Source organism: Pseudomonas sp. UBA6276, from assembly GCF_002438365.1.
Lineage (GTDB): Bacteria > Pseudomonadota > Gammaproteobacteria > Pseudomonadales > Pseudomonadaceae > Aquipseudomonas > Aquipseudomonas coleopterorum.
In genome coordinates this window covers 311-22,551 of the sequence record NZ_DJUS01000176.1, presented here as the reverse complement: position 1 = coordinate 22,551, position 22,241 = coordinate 311, and the positions used below count along the sequence as shown (strand labels likewise).

At 59.7% G+C, this 22,241-nt stretch carries 25 protein-coding genes and 1 pseudogene; 2 read left to right on the top strand and 24 right to left on the bottom strand.

The annotated features are described in order from the left end of the window. Positions 1-210 precede the first annotated feature (210 nt). The 22 genes from B2V21_RS21680 to B2V21_RS19795 form a co-directional block, all read right to left on the bottom strand. Complete coding sequence (locus B2V21_RS21680) at positions 211-5,790, bottom strand: phage tail tip fiber protein (protein WP_376787033.1); 5,580 nt, start codon at positions 5,788-5,790, stop codon at positions 211-213. Then, on the bottom strand, positions 5,787-6,185 hold the full coding sequence (locus B2V21_RS19895; RefSeq protein WP_049859359.1) for a DUF6950 family protein: 399 nt from the start codon (positions 6,183-6,185) through the stop codon (positions 5,787-5,789). The genes B2V21_RS21680 and B2V21_RS19895 overlap by 4 nt, the downstream gene beginning before the upstream one ends. Before the next feature lie 4 nt (positions 6,186-6,189). Further along, positions 6,190-6,792, bottom strand: coding sequence for a hypothetical protein (locus B2V21_RS19890; protein WP_286917804.1), 603 nt, complete (start codon positions 6,790-6,792; stop codon positions 6,190-6,192). Next, positions 6,792-7,376, bottom strand: a complete 585-nt coding sequence (locus tag B2V21_RS19885) for a hypothetical protein (protein WP_286917803.1) — start codon at positions 7,374-7,376, stop codon at positions 6,792-6,794. Before B2V21_RS19885 ends, B2V21_RS19890 begins: the two co-directional genes overlap by 1 nt. Positions 7,377-7,394: 18 nt before the next feature. Then, the gene (locus B2V21_RS19880) at positions 7,395-10,589 is read right to left on the bottom strand and encodes a phage tail tape measure protein (protein WP_286917802.1); all 3,195 of its coding nucleotides are present in this window, start codon (positions 10,587-10,589) and stop codon (positions 7,395-7,397) included. A 28-nt stretch (positions 10,590-10,617) separates the two neighbouring features. After that, positions 10,618-10,839 (bottom strand): hypothetical protein, encoded by a 222-nt coding sequence (locus tag B2V21_RS19875; RefSeq protein WP_376787034.1) that lies wholly within the window; start codon positions 10,837-10,839, stop codon positions 10,618-10,620. 23 nt (positions 10,840-10,862) lie between these two features. Continuing rightward, positions 10,863-11,192 (bottom strand): hypothetical protein, encoded by a 330-nt coding sequence (locus tag B2V21_RS19870; RefSeq protein WP_286917801.1) that lies wholly within the window; start codon positions 11,190-11,192, stop codon positions 10,863-10,865. A gap of 39 nt (positions 11,193-11,231) precedes the next feature. Then, entirely contained in the window at positions 11,232-11,726 is a 495-nt protein-coding gene (locus B2V21_RS19865) for a hypothetical protein (protein WP_286917800.1), read from the bottom strand. A gap of 54 nt (positions 11,727-11,780) precedes the next feature. Next, positions 11,781-12,167, bottom strand: a complete 387-nt coding sequence (locus tag B2V21_RS19860) for a DUF3168 domain-containing protein (protein WP_286917799.1) — start codon at positions 12,165-12,167, stop codon at positions 11,781-11,783. Further along, positions 12,160-12,660, bottom strand: coding sequence for an HK97-gp10 family putative phage morphogenesis protein (locus B2V21_RS19855; protein ID WP_286917798.1), 501 nt, complete (start codon positions 12,658-12,660; stop codon positions 12,160-12,162). The genes B2V21_RS19860 and B2V21_RS19855 overlap by 8 nt, the downstream gene beginning before the upstream one ends. A gap of 3 nt (positions 12,661-12,663) precedes the next feature. After that, the gene (locus B2V21_RS19850; RefSeq protein ID WP_286917797.1) at positions 12,664-12,834 is read right to left on the bottom strand and encodes a hypothetical protein; all 171 of its coding nucleotides are present in this window, start codon (positions 12,832-12,834) and stop codon (positions 12,664-12,666) included. Between the two features lie 10 nt (positions 12,835-12,844). Next, on the bottom strand, positions 12,845-13,165 hold the full coding sequence (locus B2V21_RS19845) for a head-tail adaptor protein (RefSeq protein WP_049859351.1): 321 nt from the start codon (positions 13,163-13,165) through the stop codon (positions 12,845-12,847). Continuing rightward, positions 13,165-13,464, bottom strand: a complete 300-nt coding sequence (locus B2V21_RS19840) for a head-tail connector protein (protein WP_049859350.1) — start codon at positions 13,462-13,464, stop codon at positions 13,165-13,167. Before B2V21_RS19840 ends, B2V21_RS19845 begins: the two co-directional genes overlap by 1 nt. Continuing rightward, complete coding sequence (locus tag B2V21_RS19835; protein WP_286917815.1) at positions 13,464-13,733, bottom strand: DUF7302 family protein; 270 nt, start codon at positions 13,731-13,733, stop codon at positions 13,464-13,466. Before B2V21_RS19835 ends, B2V21_RS19840 begins: the two co-directional genes overlap by 1 nt. Before the next feature lie 99 nt (positions 13,734-13,832). Next, the gene (locus B2V21_RS19830) at positions 13,833-15,053 is read right to left on the bottom strand and encodes a phage major capsid protein (RefSeq protein WP_286917796.1); all 1,221 of its coding nucleotides are present in this window, start codon (positions 15,051-15,053) and stop codon (positions 13,833-13,835) included. Beyond that, positions 15,050-15,694 (bottom strand): HK97 family phage prohead protease, encoded by a 645-nt coding sequence (locus B2V21_RS19825; protein ID WP_192136667.1) that lies wholly within the window; start codon positions 15,692-15,694, stop codon positions 15,050-15,052. Before B2V21_RS19825 ends, B2V21_RS19830 begins: the two co-directional genes overlap by 4 nt. Further along, the gene (locus B2V21_RS19820; RefSeq protein ID WP_286917795.1) at positions 15,678-16,895 is read right to left on the bottom strand and encodes a phage portal protein; all 1,218 of its coding nucleotides are present in this window, start codon (positions 16,893-16,895) and stop codon (positions 15,678-15,680) included. Before B2V21_RS19820 ends, B2V21_RS19825 begins: the two co-directional genes overlap by 17 nt. A 2-nt stretch (positions 16,896-16,897) precedes the next feature. Further along, entirely contained in the window at positions 16,898-18,586 is a 1,689-nt protein-coding gene (locus tag B2V21_RS19815; RefSeq protein ID WP_286917794.1) for a terminase large subunit, read from the bottom strand. Next, the gene (locus B2V21_RS19810; RefSeq protein WP_286917793.1) at positions 18,583-19,077 is read right to left on the bottom strand and encodes a terminase small subunit; all 495 of its coding nucleotides are present in this window, start codon (positions 19,075-19,077) and stop codon (positions 18,583-18,585) included. Before B2V21_RS19810 ends, B2V21_RS19815 begins: the two co-directional genes overlap by 4 nt. A 139-nt stretch (positions 19,078-19,216) precedes the next feature. Further along, positions 19,217-19,555, bottom strand: coding sequence for an HNH endonuclease (locus B2V21_RS19805; protein WP_286917792.1), 339 nt, complete (start codon positions 19,553-19,555; stop codon positions 19,217-19,219). 250 nt (positions 19,556-19,805) lie between these two features. Beyond that, positions 19,806-20,234, bottom strand: coding sequence for a hypothetical protein (locus B2V21_RS19800; protein ID WP_286917791.1), 429 nt, complete (start codon positions 20,232-20,234; stop codon positions 19,806-19,808). Continuing rightward, positions 20,231-20,560 carry a phage holin, lambda family gene (locus B2V21_RS19795; protein ID WP_286917790.1) on the bottom strand — a complete coding sequence of 110 codons (330 nt, stop codon included), beginning with the start codon at positions 20,558-20,560 and terminating at the stop codon, positions 20,231-20,233. The genes B2V21_RS19800 and B2V21_RS19795 overlap by 4 nt, the downstream gene beginning before the upstream one ends. A gap of 262 nt (positions 20,561-20,822) precedes the next feature. Between B2V21_RS19795 and B2V21_RS19790 the strand changes: the two genes are divergently transcribed. Together B2V21_RS19790 and B2V21_RS19785 are read left to right on the top strand one after the other, a co-directional pair. Further along, positions 20,823-21,071: a hypothetical protein gene (locus B2V21_RS19790; RefSeq protein ID WP_286917789.1), complete on the top strand. Its 249-nt coding sequence runs from the start codon at positions 20,823-20,825 to the stop codon at positions 21,069-21,071. Between the two features lie 58 nt (positions 21,072-21,129). Then, on the top strand, positions 21,130-21,480 hold the full coding sequence (locus B2V21_RS19785) for a hypothetical protein (protein WP_286917788.1): 351 nt from the start codon (positions 21,130-21,132) through the stop codon (positions 21,478-21,480). Positions 21,481-21,585: 105 nt separating this feature from the next. On the opposite strand, the gene B2V21_RS19780 is transcribed toward B2V21_RS19785, so the two are convergent. Both B2V21_RS19780 and B2V21_RS19775 read right to left on the bottom strand, forming a co-directional pair. Then, complete coding sequence (locus tag B2V21_RS19780; RefSeq protein ID WP_286917787.1) at positions 21,586-21,864, bottom strand: DUF1652 domain-containing protein; 279 nt, start codon at positions 21,862-21,864, stop codon at positions 21,586-21,588. 148 nt (positions 21,865-22,012) lie between these two features. Beyond that, positions 22,013-22,241, bottom strand: a pseudogene (locus B2V21_RS19775) (antitermination protein Q); the annotation flags it as partial.

The following is a 22,241-nucleotide window of genomic DNA, read 5'->3' as shown; positions in this document are numbered from 1 at the left end:
CCGGGGCGCTTACCTTTTTCTCTCTGCAGATCGACCAGCGGCAAGATGCTATAGAACAACGTCTTACCCGCTGGAGGTGACGAAATGGTCACTGAGCCGTTGTTACCATTCGTTATGACCGATCCTAAATCCTGACTGTAATTACCAGTCATATTCAGAATCTCTTGGCCATTAGCAGGATTACGCAGAATCAATCCAGCCATTATTTGACTACCCCATGCTTAGCTCCACTACAACCACGCCGTTCTGCACCATGAATATACCGTCCTGTCGGATGAACATATAGGCGCCGTTGGTTGTTCTATTTTGGATAAGAATCTGACCAGCATTGAAGTCCACATTCATTACCGGCGCGCCGTAGTTGGTGAAGGTTTGCGAATACAGCCCCTGCCCCACAATACCTTGCTGGATTGTGGCTTTCTTGATATAGGCATCAGCAATAAATACTTGACCGTTTTCAATGGTAAACGGTGATGACAAAGTCGCCCCGCCCCCCAAGTTTGCGTTCAGCACGACAAACCGGTCAGCGCTGACGGCAAAGGTGGATTGCGTCACGCCTCCTTCACTTTCCAAGCCCAGGCCAAACCCTGCCGCCACCTTCATTCCGCTGCTTGTCGTCATGACTTTCACAGAATATTGCGCATTGACTTGACCGTTCAGTCCAGCCAACGCCGTCGAGGTTTGCTGCACCGATGCATTCGTATCGCCCAAGGAGCTTTGCACCGTGTCAACGCGGCGCCCCAGAGCCGCATCAGCATTGGCTCGGGTAGACGACTCGCTTTGGATTAGGGCATTGGCACTGCCCACAGAAGACTGCACAGTGTCGATACGCCGACCCAGCGCGGTATCGGCATTCGTGCGAGCCGTAATTTCGGTCTGAATGGCTGTATTGGCGTTACCGACGGCCGTTTGCAGCGAGGCAACCTGTGTAGCCTGACTCGTGAGTGTGGCGCCCTGTTGTGTAACCTTGGCGTCTATCGAAGACACAGCTTGTGCCGAAGCTGCCGCCGATTTCCGGCCCAACGCGACGTACCCCAAATCTACAACCATACTGGCGTCGTTCGAATTCGAGAAGTCGAGACGGATGGTGTTGATGGCCTTGCCGTTCCACCCGCTGTTGCCTGACAGGTCGATCTCAACATCCTGCCAGTCCTCACTGCCCGTGATAGGAAAGTTCGCCCTGCGAACTTCAGCCAGGCCTCCGTCTTCGTTGGCCCAGTACATCGCACCGTTGGGGCGGCTAGTGTTCTTACGACGAAACCTGAATCGTACGAAAGGATTTTCGGCGCCTGACACCGCAATCCCGCTGATTTGTACGTTGGTGTACTTACTGACCGTAGAGTACAGCGCTCCGGGGGTCATGGTGGCGCCCGAGGTCAGGGCGACCCAGCCCCTGTTGGACCCGGTGAACTCCCACGAAACCCCCGCCACGAACGAACCCGCAGCGTTGATTGAGTTCTTCAAAACTGTGATGTCAGAGCTTTGTGTGGTGATCGCCCCCTCGGCCGAGCTAACCCGAGTGGTCAGGTCGGTGACTGCGCTTGCGCTAGCTTTGGTCGGTAGGCCGTTAGCCGGGCTGTTTACTGTGTTTTCGAGCGCAGTAGTCCTACCAGCAACACTGGTGATAGTACTGCCTTGAGTCGTGATTGTTGAGGTCAGGGCATCCACGGCGTTGGAAGTGGCCGATTGCGCAAGGACCTCAACCTGACCGTTGTTTTTCCAGCCGGTTGGTACTATTCCGTACTCAACCTGAGGCCGAGCCATGTCAATGAAGCCACTCGTCACGCTCGTACCGCCGTAAACGCGGTAGAACATCACAATCTGCGTGACGCCCGCAGCCAGAACGGGGATCGTCAGAAACACCCGCTGCGCCGAGCCGTTTAGGATAGTCAGGTCACTGGGAGTGGTCGTGATCAGCGCGCCTGACGCGTTTAGTTGCTGCATGAATATGCGGAACCCAAGCCCAGCGGTGCCCATGACATTGATCGAGGAGCACACAGCCTGACCTTCGCTGACTTTGGGGGTGCGTGTCCTGCTGTTCCGTATAGAGCGGTACAAGGCGCTAGTGTCAATCCCGGTGACTGTTATGCGCTGTGCTTTTTCAGCACTGTTCATGAACGACGGTACGAGAGCGAACACGCCCGTAGAGGCCCCCGCGTTCCCAGGACCGTCCGCGTCGTAGCCGTCAGGCAAGTCGTTGGCGACGCCAGCTGCCTTGTTAAAGTCGGGGTTCCAAACCAAGTTCTCCCCGCCAGCGTTACCGACGCTATTCGTCAGGTTTACGATGTTGCTACTAATCGACGTGATAGCAGCGCCCTGTTGGCCGACTGTACTCGTCAGTGAGGAAACAGCACTGGAAGCAGCGTCCGCAGTTGCCTGTGCTGCTTTTGCCGCGCTGATGTTCTCGACCCTCCAATCCGTGACGTACCAGACAGTGCCTGAGCCGCCGTGTGGCTGCTCGATCTGCAAAAAGGGTTGGATGAAGAACGTTCCGGCCGGAACGGTGTAATCCCAAGAAGCTCGAGTCCAGGTAGTTGTGGGGGTGACGTTGCCTGCACCGTTGCCGACTGCCGCGTAGGTGCTCGGGTCGGAGCCACGGTTGAAGTAGAAGTTGAACGGGGCCGCGCCAGCACCACAGGCAACCAACGCACTCACCCTCCAGACATCACCGGGCTTAGCCGGGGTGTACGGCACCACTGAAATCAGGGGGACGTGATCCCGGCTAGCCAACCGAGCCACGTACTTGAACGGGCAACTGGCGGGGACCCCAGCACTGCTGGAGGCTACTACAGCAAATCCCATCTGGTTGTAGCTCGGGTCAAAAGAGGCGTTGGGGATAATGTTCGACCCCGCCACGTTCGCTGCGGTGATCGAGTTGCCCAGACTAACAACGTTCGAGCTGAGCGAGGTGATCGATCCCTCGGTAGCAGTGACTCGGCTGGTCAGAGCCGTGACCGCCGAGGCGTCGGCTTTGGTCTGCGCAAGGGTCATGGCGCTCGCGGCGGCGGCGGCTGCGTCAGTGGCCACCTTGTCGGTCACCGCCGCCCAGGTCGATCCGTTCCATCGCTTGGGCGTGTTGGCCCCACCTGTAATATCGATCCACAGGTTCTGCGCCAACTGCTCCGCCGCCGTCGGCGCCGCCGACTGCACCAGCACCTTGCCCTTGCTACCGGCCAGCGTGGCCGCGTTGTTTGCGGCGGTCTGAGCAGTGCTGACGTTAGTGTTCGTGGTGTTGAGGCTGTTGTTCAAGCCGGTCAAAGCCGAGCCTTGGCTGCTGATCGAGTTCTCGGCAGTGGTCACCCGGTTGCCGATGCTCTGCACACTGCTCGCCGACGCCTTGCCGTCCACGTCTGTGCGCAATCCGGTGATCTGCTGCGCCTGGGCGGTGTTCACCCCTTCAACTGAAGTGACCTTCGTCTCCACAGTCTGCACGCGCGCGGCGAGGCCGTTCGCAGTGACCACCGCCTGACCGACGTTCAGCCAGTAAGTGGTGTTGGGTGGCGGCGTGTTGACCGGCACATCCTTGACGGCTTGGTAGATAACACCATCAGCACCAAGGACGCCCTGGCCGACAGCATAGGTCTGGTCGGGTTTGTACGGCATCGAGTCGGCAAGATCGGCGATTGCATCAATCTGCCCCTTCAGTTCGTTCTTTACTCCTTCCAGTTCGGTATCGACAGCGGCTATCTGCTGACCCAAGCGCACGCGCGCTTCATCTGCCAAAGCCTTTGCTTCGTCCAGGCGTTCGTTCACCGAACCTGGCCCGATGCCGGTGATCAACTCGATGTCGGCCGCCAGTTCCTTGCCCAAAGCAGATTTCTCGACCTTACCTGCGATAGCCTGGAGGTATGTACTGACATCGTTGGATGTCGTGGCAGGCACATACAGAAAGTCGCTCTTTCCATAGGCGTTCACCGAACGGATGAAGTAGTAATAGATCGTCGAAAAAGCCAGCCCTGCGTGGGTGAAGCTCAGGCCCTGCCCCAAATACTGCGCGCCCGCTGCGGTAGCCTTGGGATTTATGCTGTAGAAGAATTCGTAGAACCCGCTATTCAATCCGTTGCGTGCATTGCTTGGAACAAGCGTGACCGAATCGATTGAGGAATGAACCGCACAAGCCTCTGGTGTGGGCGGCCCGTTGATTGAAACGTTGATCGAGACCTCGCCTGACCTGGTCATGGGTCCAACAGCCGCCACACTCATCGTGTAGTTGCCAGAAATCAATCCAGTGATATTACAGCTGAGGCTGCTGGCGGGAACGGTATGAGCCTGCACTACCGTAGAGGCCTGTCGGACAGTGACCACGTATTCCGTCACGATACCGGTTGGCGGTGCCCAGGACAGAACGCCTTGAATGACTTCGGCCACCGTCTCCGCCGACCATGCCGCACCGGTAGGCGCCCCTAGCCCACCGGAAGGCAGATTGATGAAACCGAGCGGATTGTAGGGCTGGCCTACTGCGTCGTCGAAGATCGCCTGCTCATACTGCGCCACGGACACCGTGCAGCCTTCCTTGGCACCCATCGCCCAGTTGGTGACGATGAACTCGCCCAGGATGTTCAGCGAAGGCAGGTTCACGCGCACCACGCGGCCAGGCCGGCAGTTGTACCCAGCAAAGTTCATCGGGATGCTGATCGCGCCGCCCGCGCGCCGCCGGCGCAACTCGATGTTGGCCAGGCGTTGCGGCTGATAGGCATCCGTCACATAGGGATAGCTCAAGGTCTCCGCCGCTTCGCCGCCGTCCTCAACCAGCCACTGGCTAACTACCACCTCGGGATAGTCCGTTTCGGCCCAAGCCTGGGTGGTATCGATGAACGTGCCGCGCACTGTGTTGATGGCCGCATCATTGGTGGACTCGGTACCGCCTTTGATCGTGCCAATCACCATGTCTTCGGTGATTTCGAAGTCATACGGGCCATAGTAAGCACCGGCCTGCAGCATCCAGCGACCGCCGACCCGGATAAGTTTGCCTGCGCAGGAAGCTTCCAGTTTTTGAATGACCTGGGTGCGCTGCTCATTGGCCGCAATCACGCAAGCCGTGGTGTAGCGCTTACTGCTGGTCCCGTCAGCGTTTGTCACCAGCTCGTCGCACACGTTGGCCGCGCTGGCGAAGGTGGAAAACACGATCTCGTCGTCAGGCACGCCGCAACGGGTGCGCAGATACCAGAGGATGTGCAGCGCCGTGTTCTGGGTGTAGCCGGAGGCGCCGGTGCGCGGATCGTAAATGTCGTCGCGCCCTCGCACCACAAACCGCACGTCCGGAATGCCTGAGGGGAATTTCTCGGCGTTGTAACGCAACGAGAGGCGCACATAGGACAGGCCCCGGCCGATCTGCGTGTCTTTCCAGTCCGGGCAGTTCGTCTTGAGAAAGGCGTTGACCGTGGTCGGATTGATCACCAGCTCGTACGTGGCATCGTCGCCAAATTTGCTGATCGATTCTTGCCCCAGGAAAATGTCTTCCAGCCTGCTGACGGGGCCTTCGCTCAGGACATAAACCAGGTGCACCCACTCCCCTGCCCCTTGAGCGCCACTCTGCTCCTGGGCCCAGACAAGCACCCCGCCTGTGCTGACGCGACCCAGGATGAACCGGATCGGCGCCTTGGATGACCGCACCGTCTGAGCAGACGGCTCACTGGCGCGTACGGACGAATTGTTGGTGAGCGCCTCCTGCTGGGAAGCAGCATAGAACGCCAGTCCGGCGCCAATGGCCGCGCCGATCGGGCCGCCTTGAACAAAACCCACGACAGCGCCCACGGCCACCTGGGCTATTTTCTTGACTCCGCCGCTCATTCAACTCTCCACACAGCTGTCGCTTCACACACCACCCGGGCAGCGCCGTCATCGGTCGCTGCCCAGAACTCACCTGCCCAGAACACGGCAATTGCCTTACCCTGCGGCCCTTCGTACATGGCGACGTCACCACGCTGGACGAATGCCGGCGCCACCCTGGCAAAGCAGGCATCCCACGCTGCCTCGAGGCTGCCGTGATTTTTCTTCAGCGCACGTTTGGCGCCCGCCTCGGTGCTGTACTTGCCGCGGTACAGTGCAGCAGGATCGACCCCGCAAACGGCCACCGCGCAGTCGGCAGCAAACAGGCAGCAGTCAAATTCGCCCCATGAAAAAGGCCGCTCCAGGGCGGCCTTGATGACGTCGTGCAGACGCGTGGTCCAATCTCGATTTCGCATAGGGTCACTTTTCGTAGGTGAACGCCGGAGCATCCTTGCCAGCGCCCCAGTACAGGGGCCATTCGGCCATTTGCGCGACGGCGTAGAAGAAGCGATCGCCGTCGTGGCGGGCCTGGTGATTTTCATCCGTCCAGCGCTCGGTGCCCGTGCGGTTCCACTCCGCCATTCGGTCGATCACCGGGACGGTGATGCTGTTGCCGTCGCTACCATTTCCGCCGAACTGAAACTCGGCGGCGTCCATGCGGCCGGAGAACAGGATGTCGGCCGCGTAGTTGCCGGCCTCGTCGAACGCGACAAACATGAGCTTGCCAGGCCTGCCGCGACAGCCCCGGATGTTCGTCTCGCGCAGGATGTAGGCGTCCAGGCCGGACAGCTTCAGATCCACCGACATGGGCGACCCAGAGTTATCGCTCTCCTGCGACTGTCCAATCTCTCCGAACTGACCGACGCCCTCATAGGTGATGCCATCGATGACGATCTGCCCGGTGCCCGTGTGCGCGTACACCATGCCGTCGATGAAATCCAACTGGCAGGCATAGACCACCATGAAGCGACCGGTGGACAGGATGTCGATGACGCCCTGGCTGAAGGGAAAGGATGTAGCCATCAGAAGGCCTCCCGGAATTGCAGCGTGCAGTTAGATACAACCGGCTGGATGGCCACCTCGTGGGTGTCCACAACGCGGCGCATCTCCGAGTACGGGTTGCGGTACTCCACCGCGGCGCCCACCTTGAGCGCTCGGCGGATACGCTTGTTCAGCATCACCGTTACCCGACCCTGGGCATTCGCGTAGGCGTCCTGCACAACCTCGAACATTTCGCCTTCAATCGTCAGGTAGTCGCCCAGGGAAAAAACTCTGGCGTTTGGAGTGACGCCGCCGATGATCATGGTAGTGGCCTGGGCCACTCCAGAGATCACCACCGCCGCGCCAACGTCATCCTCACGGGTGCGTGTAAGCACCGGAATCTTTACCGTGCCGAACATCCCATGCAGTCGACCGATCAACGCCGTCAGCTGCCGCTCATCCTCTTCAAACAGCACGCCGAAGGTCAACGTGCACATCCAGTAGGCGCCAGGGTAGCCAACGATCTGCTGCGCGTTGGAAAGCGTCGAGGTGAACGCCTGGTTGTTGTACGTCATGCCCCACGAAGTTTCGGTCGGCTCCAGCGATTCAGGCCACTCAAGCGCCATGGGTACTCCTATAGCCGGTCACCGGCGATTGATCAGTTGTCGGGCTGCCCCGTTTCTTTTGAGGTCGCCGAGCACCATCTGGTAGCCGGCCTGTGCACCTTCCTGCGCCGCCTGCTTGAGCTCCGCCCTGGACACCGCATCACCGCCGCCACCGAAGTGAAAATGCTGAGTCACGCCCGCCAGGGTACTGGCGGCCTTCGAGCTTGAGTCGGTATCGCCGCCGCCCAAAGCACGTACGCCCAACGAGCCGTCCGCACCACGCGTCAGTGGCATGATCGCTTCCGGACCGGCTTCGGCGAAAATCCCTGCACCCTTGGCGAAGGCAAATGTCTGGGGCGTGTTGTAGACGCCGTTTGAGAAGGTCGAAAGGCTGGGCGAGTCGTACACTCCGCCTTTGGCATTCGCGACAAACGATCCTTCGCTGAATCCTGTCATGGTCCCCTGACTCAAGGCCGCACTACCGCCGGATAGGAAGCTGAAGGCGGAACTGGCAAGCCCGACCAAGGCCTGTTTGGCCTGGATGCGGATCAAGTCCTCGACGACAGAGTCGGCCAGGCTCTTGAAAGACAGCTTGCCGGTTTTGACGAACTGCACGATGGCGTCTTCGGTGCTGCTGAGCGCGTTTGAGAACAGCGATTCAGTCTGGCCAGCAACATCGGCAGCGCTGTCGCGGTAGTTTGCCCAGGACCTGCTGACGCCATTGCTCCAGTCGCTTTGGGCTTGGTCGATCTTTTTCCAGCCTTCCTGCATGACCTGCACTTGCCGGGTGCCGTATTCCTCGGTCAGATCGATTTGTTTCTGCAGGTCTTGCCGCTGCTTTTCGGTCGTGGCCGTGGCGAGGTCGGTGCGTAGCCCAAGGATCTTGTCGTTGGTCTGACGCTCCAAGTCGAGGCGCGCTTGAGCACGCTCCGAGCCCTTGTCGCCCATACCGACAGACGATGCCATGGCGTCATAGGAGGCCCGGGCGTTGTTCAGCTGCTTTTCCAGATCCGCCTGGTACTGCATGGCTTGGGACAGGCCGGTCGCCGAGGCGACTGTGGTGTCGTACTGATCCTTCAGCCAGTCCAGGCCCTTGGCGTATTCATCAACCGAAATCTTGTTGCTTTGAAACAGCAGGTCGAGCTCTTCGGTCTTCTTCTTGAGCTCATCAGCGGCGGCGCCAACTGGGTCGAAGGTCTTTTTCAAGGCATCGAACGATGTCTGGGCCGTCTTGACCTGCTGTTCCAGCGCGCTGTTGGCGGCCTTGCGGGCCCTCTCCGCCTCAGACTCCCCTTTAGTCGCAGCCTTGTCGGAAGCCTTGAGCGCATCAATCGCCTTGGCTCGCTCGCGAATCTTGGCAGCCAAGTCACTTTCGGACTTGATCTTGTTCTCGATGATGAACCGATCGGCCTGCTCCAGCGCAGTCTTGTCCTGCAGCGTGTGTTGCTGCTTCTCCAATTGTTGAAGGTAGGTGTTGGCGGCGTTTTCCCCGGCAGTATTTTCAACTACGGGCTTCGTAGGTCCAGACGCCATCTCCTTCGTCAGCGCTTGCTGCGTCTTCGTGAGCTTGGTTGCAGCCTTGTCGGCCGTGCTGAAGGCGCCTGCGCTCTCTCGGATCGACCTGAGGTTTTCCTCGGGGATGTTGAAACGCTTCGTCAGGTCGTCAACTACCGTTGAAAGCTGCTTGCCGGAAGCCCGCGCAGCGTCGAACTCGGCGCCTACTCGCGTCCCGACAGTGGAGCCGAGGTTCTGCCGTACCGTCTTCAGGAAATCGCCGTAGGCTTCATCGGCGGCAGACACCGCCCGCTCCTGATCGCGCGCGACCTTTACCAACTCAGCGCCCTGCTGATCCTGGGTCAGCTTTCGGAACTCTTCGCGGACTTCCTTCAGAGGACGTTTCAGGGCGTCCAGGCTACTGGCAACCTCATTGGTGTTGTCGCGCATGGTCAGAAACGCGATACCCGCGCCGACCGCCAAGGCCGCAATCCCGGCGGGGCCGCCCAGCAACGAGAGAACTCCGGTGGAAGCGCTCTTCAAGGTGGCCTGCGCCGCAACGACTTGCGCCGTTGCCGAGCGCTCTGCCATCCGGGCCTCGGCCAGCTGGATCGACATCTGCGTTTGAACTGCCGTGCCGCGCGCGGCGATGGCTTCCTTCTCCGCCCGGCGCGTGGCTGATTGCGCCGCGATCTGATTGGCGGTGGCCACCTGCACTGCGCTGGCTGCCTGGGCAATGTTCGCGGAACGCGACTGCACACTGGCCGCAGTGCTCGCTGCCAGGTTCGACAAGTAGCCGACAAATGCAGCCGTTACCTTGCCCCCCAGGATCGCAACCAGAATATTCAGGTTGTCGGCAAGGAAGCCGATGCCGGCGCCCAGGCCTTCAGTGACGCCATTCTTCGACATCGCGTTGAGGCGCTGTGTAACGCTCTCGATGCCAGGCAGCATTCCAGCCACCAACTGGCGTGTCGCACCGGCGAACGATTGCTCCAGTGTCTTGATGGACTGGTTCACCTGCACCAGCCGGTCAATCTGGAAGCTCGACAGGATGTTTCCAGCCGTCTCTGCCTGATCGCCAAGCTGCTGGAAACCTGCGCCGTTGTTCCTGAGCAGTGGAATCAGCGCTGTCGCTTCATCCGCCATGGCCTCCATGTAGGTGGTCATCTGCTGCTGATTGAGCCCCGCCTTTTCCAGCGAGTTGTAGTAGAGCTGCAGGGCCTGAGGACCGGACAGGTTGGCGAACATCTGGGCAGTAACGCCGACCCGAGGGGCGATCTCCTTGAAGAAATCCGCCATCTCGCCACCGCCGCGCGAGATGAACTCCCCAGCGCGGTCGGTGGTGTCCTTGTAGATATCCGCCAGCTTTTCCTGCTCGACACCCACGGTTCGCGCGCCGGCAGCCATCCGCTGGAACTCAGTGGTGGAGGTGTTCGACAACGTGGAGAGGTTGCGCACTTCCTGCGCATACTCGGTCGTCTTGGTGGTGATCGCCACCAGCCCCGCGATCGCAGCCGTTGCGGCCAGGCCCATGCCCGTGAATGCCGCGCTGATCGAGCGCTGTAGCACGCTGGCATTGGCACCGGTGCGGTCGAAGGCTTTATCGACCACACCCAGGCTGTTATCGATTTGGCCGGACGTTTTGGCCACGGCCGTTTCGCCACGCGCCAGCTCTTGGCGCAACTGAGCGGTGGTGGCCTCGATGCGTACGAGCATCCCTTGGACGTCGGAATCAGCCATGCGGGGCCCCTAATGATGGTTCACAGATCTACTGCGCAGCCTTGCGCCCGGTCAGTGCCTGGCGCAGTTTTTCAGCCACGGTGGTGGGTTTGGGTTTTTCGGCCGATCGGCCACTGCCAAATGGGTTGGTGATACGAGCCCACTCGATCTTGGCGTCCATGGCAATGAAGAGTTCGGGAAGAGGCGTTCGCCAGGCAACGTCTGGTGCCCAACCTAACCAGCCGGTGGCCACCGCAAATAGGCGGTCCACATAGCTGCCGTCTTCGACGGCGCTTACGCCTTCCCCGCTTCGACGTTTCCCGGCGTATCGCCGCGGGGGTTGTACAGCGCACCGAGGTAACCGGTTAGCTGCGCGGCAATGCCGGACACGCCGGCCAGCCAGACCTTTTCGGGCATTTCGCGGGAGGCATCGGCGCTGAGCCCGGCGCCGGCGGCGATGATCAGCGCGACACCGTCAACGCTCAGCACACGCAGGGATTCCGCAGCGCCGCGCAGGCCGCCGAAATGCGCTTCGATCTTGCGCACCGCAGCCAGGGTGATGTTCAGGTCGAAGGATTCTTCACCGACCTGCACCGAGGTCGCGCCGTGTAGGGTTTTGCTCATGGATCAATTCCTTGGGAGGCGGGGCCGAAGCCCCGGCTATCAGGCGGCAGGGCCGGCGATCACTTCGATGATGTCGGAGTTGATGCCCATGGTGATGTTCCGGCGAACGACGTTGTCGGCAGCGCCCGGTGCCACGGTGTTGTTCATCACCTTCACCCGGAAATAGAAAGTGGTCGGCACCACTACCGGGTTGGCCGTCGGGTCGCCATCGTTCAGCGTGACCTTGATGTTGTAGTCACCCTTGGTACGGTCCTTGTGCGCGACCTTCACGGCCTTCTGGCCCAGGTCGCCGTTGTCCAGGCCTACCGTCAACGTCAGGTCGCCCGCATCGGCGGTGCCCTTGTACTTGCGCACGCGGCCATCCTTGAGCGACGTGAAATTCACGCTACTGAAGGTGTCGCCGAACTCGCCCAGATCCTCGATTTCGCCCACGTCGACGTAGACGTCCTTTTTGTAATCGGCTTCGGTGTTGGCACCGGTCTTGCTGCCGATGCCGAGGCGGCACCCGGCGGCAGTGTTCAGATTGTCGGCCATGGAAATTCCTCCAAAAGGCACATTGGATAAAGCCGCGAGGCGGCCGATGTTGAATCAGTGAGTGGTGATGACGCGGACCGTGATGGCGCCCATGTAGGTGACGCCGTCGGCATCGCGCTGAGCATCCGCGCGCTCAACCCGGACAGACACCGCCCGGCCCTCTTCCAGCGGCAGGCGGCGCTCATCCAATGCGGCTGTTACTTCGGCGTTGATGCGCTTCACCTCGGCCTGCCCGTGGGCATCTGACCAGACGGTGAGATAGATCAAGCGCATCTGCCGCTTGCGGCCGGCGATAGGGCTGATGTTGGTCGAGATTTCGCGGTCGATGGAGAGGTACGGCATCGGTGTGTCGAGTGGCGCGCCATCGTAGATGGGGCATGACACTTCGGCCTCCAGCCGCGCGACCAGCGCAACCTGAAGAGCAACGGATGGATCAGCCATCGCTCACCCCCTGGCTGGCCTTCTTCAGCGTTCGGTTCACAGCAGCGCGAATGTCCGCCAGCACCACCTCACGGTTCACGTCCAGGGCAGGCCGCAGCCATGGGTGTGCCGGTAGCGCGGGAATGTCGGGGTACTTGCCGAAAAAATGGGCACCGTCGGATTTGTTCTTGACCGAACGGCTGCGATTGCCAGCGCGCTTCCTGCCGTCGTAGCCCTTGGTGCCATACTCCAAAAACCGCAGGTAGAAAAATCGACGGTTGTCCTTTTTGCCTCGGATGCCGATCTGCGCATCCAGACCGCTCTTGGACACGAACGCCTGCAGGGCGCCGGCCGCCTCACCCGTGTTGCGCGGCACGGTCGCCTGCATGGTGGTCAGGATCTTGTTGGCGGCCGCCTGCATGGCAGGGCGCAGCTCGTTGTCCATCGTCTGATGGATATTGCGTAGCGTCCGGCGCAGCTTGAAGTCGCCGGACATGCGGGACCGGCGCGCCACGGTTTACTCCTTGGCCTTGGCGGGCTTGGTAGGCGCGCTTGCGTCATCTTCGATTTTTGCCGCCAGGCCGCGGTCGATCAGCGACTGGGCGGTGGTGGCGTCAGTGACAAACTCGTCGCCGGCGGCGCGGTCGCCTACGGTACCGGACAGATCGGCCAGTGCTCGAACTTTCATGGGAATATCCTCAAGGGTTGGGAACGTTGGTGCAGAGCAGACGGAGCATCGAAAGCTCGTTGTCCGGCAGCGCTGCCACGATCAGATAGGTGACACCCCTGTTCTCCAGGCGGCAGCCGGCGACCAGATCGGCGCGGGGTCTGACTCGCACTTCTGCGGTCACGATCGCAGACAGCTGTTCAGCCACCGCTTCGATGCGGCCGGTGGGCAACGTGAACTCGGCCCACAACTGGCCAGAATCGACCCAGGTGTCATCAAAGCCACCGGTTCGATTCTTGACCCGCACAGGTTTGTAGAGGGTGGGACGATGTCGCAGAGGCCCGGCTCTCATCAGAATTTCTTCCTGTACCAGAGCAATCGATCAACCGCCAGCGGCACCTCGGCAGGCGCGCCACCGATAACCACCGCTTCACGGTTGGCGTACCAGTGGCCTACCAGCAGCAGGACCGCCTGCTGAACATCCTTGGTCAGCGCCATCTGGTCTGGAAGTACAGGGACGCCCTCGACCAGCACACGGTCGCAGTGCTGTTCGACGTGAGCCAGCGCGGCCGCCATATAGCCTTCGATCAGCTGATCCTCTTCGACCCCGTCGACGCGCAGGTGCGTCTTGACCAGGGCGAGCGCGATCATTACGACGCCTCTTTCTTGGCCTTTTCTTCGGCCTCAAGGCGATCGGCTTCATCCTTCTCGGCCTGCTCCTTCAGCCGCTCCTGCTCAGCTTTTTCAGCTGCCGCCTTTTCTGCTGCCGCTTTCTTTTCAGCTGCCGTGGCCGGCTTGGTCTCCTTCGGTGCAGCACCGTCGGTAACCTGAACGGCCAGGCCCTTGCCGATCAAGCCATGGGCGTATTCGTCCTCAACATCCTCGAGGACTTCGCCGGCGCGGATCCGCGCGAACGCCACGCCCAACTTGGTCGGGTCACCTTCAAAGCCCCACAGGGTTCGAATTTTCATGCATCACCTCAACAAAAAGGGGCCCGCAGGCCCCAGCGACTGGAAGGGTTACTTGGCAGCCGCGAAGCGGCCTTTGACGAAAGCGTATGGACGGCGAACCGCCAGGCCCAGGCGCTCTTCCACCAGCAGCACGCGCTGGTTCTTCACGAAGTCGTCATTGATCCAACCCACCTTCACGGTGAAGGCCATGCGGTCGTACAGGCGGGCGCCTTGGGCAAACGAGCCAACCACGAATTCACCGCCGGTGGCCGCTACACCGCCAGCAGCAGGCACGCCTTCGTCCATGCTGTCGGACACCACGACCGGACGGCCCCACAGCACAGGAGTAACCATGCCCTGCAGGTTGGCGAACAGGTAGCGGCTGTCTGCATCCTTGAGCAGCTCGATGTTCATCCAGTCCAGGTCGGTCATGACGATCGCGTCAGCGCCGCGCTTGGACTGCTTGCGGACCTGGTAGATCGCACGACGCACAGTATCGATCGCCGTATCGCCAGCCTGGCCCAGGGCAGCGTTGAAAGCGCTGGCTTGGGTCATGATGCCGTTCAGGTTGTTGCCCTGACCGTCGCCTTTGAGGATCTGACCTTCTTCCTTAAGCTTCAGGTCGTAGCGCAGCAGTTCCTGGATGTAGCTGTACAGCTGAGGGATGTCGTCGAGCGCTTCGTCGGTGACCGGCATCCACACGGCGATCTTGCGCACGTTGTCGGTTTTCTGCTCGAACGTGACGTCGCTGGACGGCTTGGCCGCGCCTTCGGCCACCATGCCAGCACCGCGGGTATGCAGCTTCTCGAGGAAGTAGCTGTAGCTCTGGCCATCCACTGGCGTGGTGGGGATCAGGTCGCGGATCACCAGATCCTGGCGCGGTCGATCCTGTATGACAGGATCCCACTGGGTAGGCACCAGGCCCGCGCTGGTCAACTTGGTTTCGGACATGGAAGCCATGTCGGACTTGGTGATTTCGATCTCGGCCTGGTTCTGGTTCTTCTGCTGCAGCGCCTTGTAGGCGTCGTTGCCCTTGACCAGATCGATGAAGCTTTTCTTCTCGCCGACCTGGTTGCGCAGCTGGATGCCCTTTTCTTCGAGCTTCTGCACTTGCTCGATGACTCGCTCGATCTCGCCTTTATGCTTCTCGATGTTGGACTTCATTTCCAGCGTCACGGAGTTGCCTTTCTGCAGCTCTTCGGTGACGTGGTCGTACTTTTGCTGCAGGCCCTGGAAGCCCTCTTTCAGTTGCTTGTCCAGGGAATCGCGCAGCTCTTTCACTTCGCTCATTGTGATGCTCCGAAATGTTGGGTGAACAGGGTTGAAATGTCTTTCAGCTCATCCACGATCACCGTGGCCGCTGCGCCACCATCACGGTGCACAGCGGAGTAGCCGAGCGAAGCGACAGCCGCCGCTTCCTTTTGCGAAAGGCCCATGCGGTCGCGCAGCGCCTTCTCAAAAAGTCTGATGTCCGATTTGACGTCGGTGACGGTGGCTTCCGGGTTCATGCCGAAAGGCACCAGCGAGGCTTCCCACAACTCAGCCTGCTTGATGATCCTGATGCTGCGGCCCTCGCGCTCTTCGTACGCGGCCAGCAGCGTGTTGAAGCCGATGGACATGCTGTCCAGCGTGCCTTCCTTCATCAGCTCATACGCATCGCGCGCATAGCTCACAGCCAGGTTGACCTTGCCCTTGATGTAGAGGCCGTGTGCATCCTGAGTGAAGTCCGCAGAGCCGATCAGCCGGGTCAGGTCATGAAACAGCGCCAGCTTCAGACGGCCCGCGCGGGTGGTTTTCACCTTCGTGAAGGCGCCCGGCAGAATGACGTCGTCACCCAGGTCAACGTTGTTGAACACCGCGGCATAGCCCTCGAAGTTGCCAGCGTCGTCGACCGCCTTGACCTCGAAGGGAAACTCAATTTTTGTCAGCATTGCCTTGCGTCTCCCACCGGGTGACCCGGTTGTATTCGTCGCCTACCAGCGGCGGCAGGTTTTCCTTTTCGCGGACCTCATTGATGGTCATCCAGCCAGAGCCACCAGAGCCGCCAAGCGCGCCTCCGAAATAGGTCGCACGAGCAGCGCTGTCGGCACGCAGCAGGCCCTCGACGACGAACTCGACGAACCGATCGGTGCTCGCATAGAGCTTGTCGTTGAGCTCGTCTTCGATGGCATCGAGGTAGGGCTTCACGCCGAACGTCACAAACCCGCTGGTTTGCTGCTCCAGGTTGGAACCCATGATCGAGGTCTTGCTGGCTCGGTTGGCCAGGTACAGCGGAACGCCCCAGACGCCGGCCAAGGCCTCTTCCTGGAACTGCTGTGATTCAATGAACTGGCTATCTTTCTGGGTCAGGCCAGCGGGCACGATCGTCGGCCCGCCCTGGAGGATGGCCATCTTGCCGAGGTCTTCGGTGTCGGCCTTGCGCACGTCGGGAAACTTGGCCATCACCTGAGCCTGCTGCTCAGCGGTGAGGAAGTTGTCGTAGATGACGTAGCCGCCGGTGAACCCACCCTTGCGCATGAACCGCGCCGACCAGTCGTGCGCCGCTTTGGCCAGGCCGATGGTCTCCGCCTGATGCTCCACCGGCGACATGCCATTGATGCCGTCGGTGCTGAACAGCTTGAAGTGCAGCATGTTCTCCGGGGAAACCGGAACACGCTTGCCATCGAGATTGACGTAATAGATCAACCGAGATTCGAGCGTGTCGACGGTGACGTTGTCGGGAGATACGAGGGTGAATCCGATCGGATCGCCAGACCCGTTGCGTTCGATGATCGCGTACGCATTGCCGCGCAGCGCCATGTTCACCACCACGGCCTTGAGGAAGTTCAGCCGCGTCATGTAAGGGTTCGGCTTGCGCAAGATACGACTGGCTCGGTCGTTCGCCTTCACTATCTGACGCTTGCCGTCTTTGTCGTCGTAAAGCTTGAGAGGCAGTCCGGATACCGTTTCACTGAGGATCTTCACGCAGGCCCAGACGATGCTGATGTTCATCGCCTTCGTCGGCGTGATGCGCACACCGGCTTTGGTCGCCTTGCCGCCGACAGTCATGTCGACTTCGACGTAGTCGCCGGTTTTCGGATCCTCATAGCCGAACATCCGCCAGGACAGCGGGTTGTACCAATGAGATGCCATAGTCAGCCTACAAGGTCGAAGAAACCGTTTTTCAAGTAGTCATCCATCCCGCCTTTGCTTTCCGGGTTGAGTGACATGAGAGATACCGCGTTGAAGGTGGCCATGAGCGGGTCGATCTTTGCCGAGCCGGAGGCCTGCTTGGTGATCAGGATCGAGTTGCCGCGCGGCTCGACGCGGGCGTTGCCGCAGCACCAGGCCATCATCGGTTGCCCGCCATGGATCAGGCCGCCCTCGGCCAGCTTGCGCTCGGTCGTCTTGATCGCGCCGCCCAGCTTCCAGCCCTGCGAGATGCCGATGATCTTGTCTTGGGGCACACCTGACGCGACCAGGGCGTCGAGCACGCCGCCGATGCCTGCCGGGTCGACACCGACTTGGTCCAGCAGGCCAGCCTTCTCAACGCGCGCGGCCAGATCGGCGACCTCTTCCAGGTCATCGCCGATCAGCTCGACCATGGTCAGGTGGTTTTCCTTGGCGAAGTCATGGAGCCGCGGCGCCTCGGCCTTGCGGCGTTCCAGCACCGAGGGGTGGGCCCAGGCGTGGGTCCATAGCAGCCACTGGCGTGTGGCCTTGTCGCGGCCAATCGCCGCGAACCCCAGCAGGTCGTCCAGACCGCCGCCATCGATGCCGATATCGATCACTTCGCAGCGCTCGATCAGGTCATCCAGCGTCAGGCCGGGCTCCTTTGCCTGAACCTCCCAGAATTCGGCGCCCGCCCAGCGATCGGAGCGCAGCGCCAGCCCGATCTCGACGTTCAAGTGCTTGGCGAGGAAGCCACGAAACGACTCTTCGCCGTCGATCTGCGCCTGCGCAAACCCGCGCTCAATGAATGGCTCGTCCACCGACAGCCCCAGGTTGGGGTTGGTGATGTACGCGTTCTTCACATCGCGGTGAGCGCCGGCGTCGATCATTTGCTTCGGGAATTCGTAGAGCACTGGCAGGAACGACTTGTCGACGATGCCGCCGTCTCGCACCTGGCGGGCATAGAGCAGCTTCTGCCGGAAGACGCCTGCAGGTGGCTCATCGGACTGGGTCGTTGCCCAGATGATGAAACCCTCAGGCCTCGAGGCCAGCCCACCGGTAGCCTCGCGCAACATGGCCTCGGCGTTGGCTCGCTTGCCGAAGACCCAGAGTTCGTCGATGAACACGCCGATGGCTTTCTTGCCCGAGACAGTCTCGCTGTCGGCCGCTACCACCTTCAACGTGGCCCCTGTCTGGTGATGAGTAACCGTGCGCAGGTGATCCTGCACCTTGAACAGGTCCTTGAGTTCGTCGTCGGCTTTGACCATGTCCCGGACCGGGATATAGGAGTTGTCAGCGATCTCCTTGGTCGGGGCCAGGATGATGAACTCGCCCGAGGTCCGCCAGTTCAGCACCAGGGCGGTCAGCATGATGCCGGCGGCAATGGTCGACTTGCCGTTCTTCTTGCTGATCAGGAGCATGAACTCGCTGATCATCCGGCGACCGCTGTATGGGTCATAGGCGCCGAAGATGGCAGCGACGAACTCGTTTACCCAGGACCGCACGGTCTCGCTCATCAGCGGGCTGCCGGTGGCATCCACCATGCGCAGGCCGCCGAATACTTCCAGCGCCTCGGCCGCTTGATCTGGGAACAGCGGGTCAAACGGGATCAGGCTCTGGCGGGCAACGATGCGCTGCTCCCAGTCTGTGCAGGCGGTTGACCACTCCATCATTTCACCACCGACAGCGGGCCTTTACGCACGCCGAACTTGCCCTGAGCGGCGCCGGCCGCCTTGTCCTTGGCGACCTCTTTCTTGCCGCTCTCACCCTTGCGCGGGTGAATGAATGGCATCAGCGCCTTTGCTGCGTCCACGCGCAGTTTGGCCTCGGCCTCGAAGTCATTCATCGTCGCCAGCAGGAAGTCCTTCGGATCGGAAAACCGCAGAGCCTTCGACAGATCGAAGCTTGGGTCGGGTTCATCAGCCGGCGCCTGGTCAGGAGCGGCGGTGGCCTCTGAGCCTTTAACAGTTTTAACAGGCGCTTTAACAGGATGCAGTGCATTCAGCTTGTGCAGCTCGGCGATCACATCCGGGTCTTTGGCGAGCCGTGAACCTGCCGCAGAGGCAGTCTTTTCGGGGCATCCAGCGGCAATGGCTGCATCTTTGTTGGACGCACCTTCCCTCACCGCAGCGATGAACGCGCGTTTTTTGGGTGTTAAAGCCATTAACAAAAAATCCTGAGCGGGAAAAAATCTGTACGTGCGGTCGAGGGCGGTCTAGCAACCGGGAAAACCCATTTTTTTGACCCCCCCCTCCTATCGGCCACTTTTCGCACCAAAACCGTGCAAATTTGACGCGAATCGGTCAAATCGCCCGACCCGCGGCCTCCTCGCGCTGCTTCACGCCGTCATGACAGGGCTTGCAGAGGGATTGCCAGTTGGCGCGGTCCCAGAACAGGGTCTGGTCACCGTTGTGGGCAACGATGTGGTCGACCACCGATGCAGCGACTACCAACCCGGCTCGGTCGCAGTACACGCACAGCGGATGAGCTGCCAGATGCACCAGTCGCGCCTTCTGCCAGGCGTAGTTGTAGCCTCGCTGGTTGGCAGTGGTCTTACCTGCTCGCCATGTGGCTGGCGGTGCGGTGCCTACCCTGTCGCTTTGAGTCGCAACTCGGTTAGCCAGCGTTTTCAGTCGTGCCATTTGCCGCCTCGCTGTCTCTCAGTGCGCGTCGACCACTGCGGGCCAGCACAATGTCCTGGGACCGATGGATATCTGTCATCTCACTCTCCAGCGTCCGCGCCACGAATGGCGGTTATGAATTTGTAGCGCGGCCTATTTGCTCTGGCTGCGCTTGATCTGCGCATCAACTTGATCAGCGCAGGTATCAAGCAGGTTGATGGCCCGATCCTTCAGCGCCCAAAGGTCGCCGTTCAGCGCCAGATTGTCGTCGCTATCGCTGACCCGTTCGCACGGCACCATTTCCGGCGCTTCCAGCCTTACCGCTGATGTCTTTACCGGCGCTGGCTGCGGGCTTGCCGCGCAGGCCGTCAGGTAAAGGCTGATCAGCCCACTTGCGAACAGCCGGGCTATTACGCTTGAGGTCTTCAAAATCCTTCCTCGCTTGACGGGCTTTGTCTTCGCTGGCTTTCAAGCGCTTCTGCAGATCGGCCAGATAGTTGGCGTTGCGTTTGGCCTCGGCCTGGAGCGCGGTGATGGTCATCAGGCTTTCGGTGTTGGCCTCGTTTGCATCCTTGGCCGCCCGGGTCTGTACCGTCACCTGCCCCTCTAGCGCGATCACGCGATACTGCTGGATGGCAATGAGCAATGCGGCCACCAGCGCGATTATCAGCGCGACGGCAATGTTTTTGAGCAGGCTCATAGGCCGTCCGCCTTGCGTCCGAGGAACCTCACGATCATTTCGCGGATGACCGTCACACCGACAAAGCCGATCGCACCGCCGGCGGCAACAGACAGACTTGATGGCCATTCCATCCACTCGATGACGCTGCTTGCGGACAGGCTCAAACCGCCACAAATCAATGACTCCAGCAGGATTCGGCGCTTGCTGGTCTCTTTGGCCTCGTACAACACCCGAAGTCCAGAAATAACCGTTGCCATAATCGCTCCTTGCCAGAGAGGGTTGCTCAGGTACAAGCGCAGGTGCAGCCATACCTGAGCCCAGAGGTCGGGGTCTTTCTCTGGCATGAGTGAAATCCAAATGCCTCCCCGGACCGGGGAGATAGATACGGAAGCCCCAGCGGTTGCCGAGGCGCGAGATTCGTTTGGATGCCCAATGGCGCTGATTGGGCAGCGGCCTTCAGGGTGCGAGTTGAGCTGCGCATCGCTCTAATAGGCAAAAACTACTGAAGTTTCGGCACCACTAGGCGATACCCTTGAGACGGTGAGCGAGAGTCCGCTCGTGATAAATCTTTATTTAGGCTGGTACCACTGAGCCTCGGAGCATTCAATGCCCACTACTCGTCTGAAGGAAATGCAACAAGACATCGATGATGCGACTTTGCAGCTGGAGGCGATTCTGCAGATGCTGCGAAGTCACGCCATTTTTCTAAAAAATCAAAAACTCGACCATCTCAGATTCGATATTTTATTAATTGAGAACCAGATAGAAGCGCTCGTCTTGTCCATCAGGGACATAAAAGGAAGCGCCATCAGGACTACAAGCGCCGATCAAAAACCATTACTACTTAAATCTTAAAATTGTGCAATGAAATCTCAGTGAACTAGGCAGGGATGATCCGATCAAGTATGTAGTTATGAAAACCCTATCAGCGACACCCGCAAGACTTACTGAATTCTATGAGATTCATTACATCCTGAATAAATCTAAAGAAGTCTTGGTAGTTGAAAAAGCCAACATGTCTGAGCTAGATGCTTGGCTGTGCATGCTCATATTCCTAAAGCCTAAGCATAGTCCAGTTGAATTGACTCATATCTACACTGTTGAAGAAGCACAGCTTTCAGCGTCGAAGCAAGGGCTGTCATGCGTACGTTGGAATAAAATTGGAAAGTTTGATCGGAGGCGTGCATCGATATTTTTCTATGGCGATACACTAGCCGAGGGCTTATTCCTGAAAGTCACTGAAAACAAAGTATTTGATATATAGCGTGTACAAAAAAGCCCGACACAATCGCCGGGCTTTTTTGGGGGGTGCCACGCTGGAACAGCTAAACACCTTGCTATGAAAACAGATGCTTATCCGCGCGGAAAGCTATTTTTTCATTTTCCTTGGAAGGTCAAGCCCAACTGCTTCCTTACGAGCGACCAGAAGCCCTTTCACCTGTGCTACTAAATCGGCAATCGCTCGAGAAGAATCCAGGCTACGCAGACTGATCCCTGGAACCCGCACATAAACTGATGGGTCCTCAGCGCTGATGAGAGTCAGGTCCATGTTGTCACCGTCTCGTGAGATACAACGGCAGAGATCTGGTAAAAATACCCGCTCGAGCAACGCTTTGATTTCTAAAGAAGACAGTCCATACCCTGCCATACGTCCTCCATATTTGCGAATAGGATCACAAATCGTTTGAGAGCCGGCCACAGGAAGTAGCTCGGCCCGCATATGTATAGCAAACGCTGAAACCAATTGCCACGCAGCGCCGTATGGTCAACAGGATACCTAGGCACTCCTTGAGGGGTCACGCTGCATAACGTACCTGCTCAAGCGCGCAGTCCACCCAAGCGACCCCAGCCTTGATGATCTCCCTAGCTTTGGCCTCTCCAATATTGAATTGGCGAGCGATTCGCAGAGCAGGCCATTTTGCCCCGTAGTAGAGCCATACAAAGAAGCCCATTTGCTCGTTGCGAGTCGTCAAGCGCGAAACAGCTGCGTCAACGGCCAATGCCAGGTCATCAGTAATGACGTAG

What these genes read in the sequence shown, in the direction of transcription:
- B2V21_RS21680 (WP_376787033.1), bottom strand. Translation starts at nt 5,790, where the DNA reads ATGAGCGGCGGAGTCAAGAAAATAGCCCAGGTGGCCGTGGGCGCTGTC.
- B2V21_RS19895 (WP_049859359.1), bottom strand. Translation starts at nt 6,185, where the DNA reads ATGCGAAATCGAGATTGGACCACGCGTCTGCACGACGTCATCAAGGCC.
- B2V21_RS19890 (WP_286917804.1), bottom strand. Translation starts at nt 6,792, where the DNA reads ATGGCTACATCCTTTCCCTTCAGCCAGGGCGTCATCGACATCCTGTCC.
- B2V21_RS19885 (WP_286917803.1), bottom strand. Translation starts at nt 7,376, where the DNA reads ATGGCGCTTGAGTGGCCTGAATCGCTGGAGCCGACCGAAACTTCGTGG.
- B2V21_RS19880 (WP_286917802.1), bottom strand. Translation starts at nt 10,589, where the DNA reads ATGGCTGATTCCGACGTCCAAGGGATGCTCGTACGCATCGAGGCCACC.
- B2V21_RS19870 (WP_286917801.1), bottom strand. Translation starts at nt 11,192, where the DNA reads ATGAGCAAAACCCTACACGGCGCGACCTCGGTGCAGGTCGGTGAAGAA.
- B2V21_RS19865 (WP_286917800.1), bottom strand. Translation starts at nt 11,726, where the DNA reads ATGGCCGACAATCTGAACACTGCCGCCGGGTGCCGCCTCGGCATCGGC.
- B2V21_RS19860 (WP_286917799.1), bottom strand. Translation starts at nt 12,167, where the DNA reads ATGGCTGATCCATCCGTTGCTCTTCAGGTTGCGCTGGTCGCGCGGCTG.
- B2V21_RS19850 (WP_286917797.1), bottom strand. Translation starts at nt 12,834, where the DNA reads ATGAAAGTTCGAGCACTGGCCGATCTGTCCGGTACCGTAGGCGACCGC.
- B2V21_RS19845 (WP_049859351.1), bottom strand. Translation starts at nt 13,165, where the DNA reads ATGAGAGCCGGGCCTCTGCGACATCGTCCCACCCTCTACAAACCTGTG.
- B2V21_RS19840 (WP_049859350.1), bottom strand. Translation starts at nt 13,464, where the DNA reads ATGATCGCGCTCGCCCTGGTCAAGACGCACCTGCGCGTCGACGGGGTC.
- B2V21_RS19830 (WP_286917796.1), bottom strand. Translation starts at nt 15,053, where the DNA reads ATGAGCGAAGTGAAAGAGCTGCGCGATTCCCTGGACAAGCAACTGAAA.
- B2V21_RS19825 (WP_192136667.1), bottom strand. Translation starts at nt 15,694, where the DNA reads ATGCTGACAAAAATTGAGTTTCCCTTCGAGGTCAAGGCGGTCGACGAC.
- B2V21_RS19820 (WP_286917795.1), bottom strand. Translation starts at nt 16,895, where the DNA reads ATGGCATCTCATTGGTACAACCCGCTGTCCTGGCGGATGTTCGGCTAT.
- B2V21_RS19815 (WP_286917794.1), bottom strand. Translation starts at nt 18,586, where the DNA reads ATGATGGAGTGGTCAACCGCCTGCACAGACTGGGAGCAGCGCATCGTT.
- B2V21_RS19810 (WP_286917793.1), bottom strand. Translation starts at nt 19,077, where the DNA reads ATGGCTTTAACACCCAAAAAACGCGCGTTCATCGCTGCGGTGAGGGAA.
- B2V21_RS19805 (WP_286917792.1), bottom strand. Translation starts at nt 19,555, where the DNA reads ATGGCACGACTGAAAACGCTGGCTAACCGAGTTGCGACTCAAAGCGAC.
- B2V21_RS19800 (WP_286917791.1), bottom strand. Translation starts at nt 20,234, where the DNA reads ATGAGCCTGCTCAAAAACATTGCCGTCGCGCTGATAATCGCGCTGGTG.
- B2V21_RS19795 (WP_286917790.1), bottom strand. Translation starts at nt 20,560, where the DNA reads ATGCCAGAGAAAGACCCCGACCTCTGGGCTCAGGTATGGCTGCACCTG.
- B2V21_RS19790 (WP_286917789.1), top strand. Translation starts at nt 20,823, where the DNA reads ATGCCCACTACTCGTCTGAAGGAAATGCAACAAGACATCGATGATGCG.
- B2V21_RS19785 (WP_286917788.1), top strand. Translation starts at nt 21,130, where the DNA reads ATGAAAACCCTATCAGCGACACCCGCAAGACTTACTGAATTCTATGAG.
- B2V21_RS19780 (WP_286917787.1), bottom strand. Translation starts at nt 21,864, where the DNA reads ATGGCAGGGTATGGACTGTCTTCTTTAGAAATCAAAGCGTTGCTCGAG.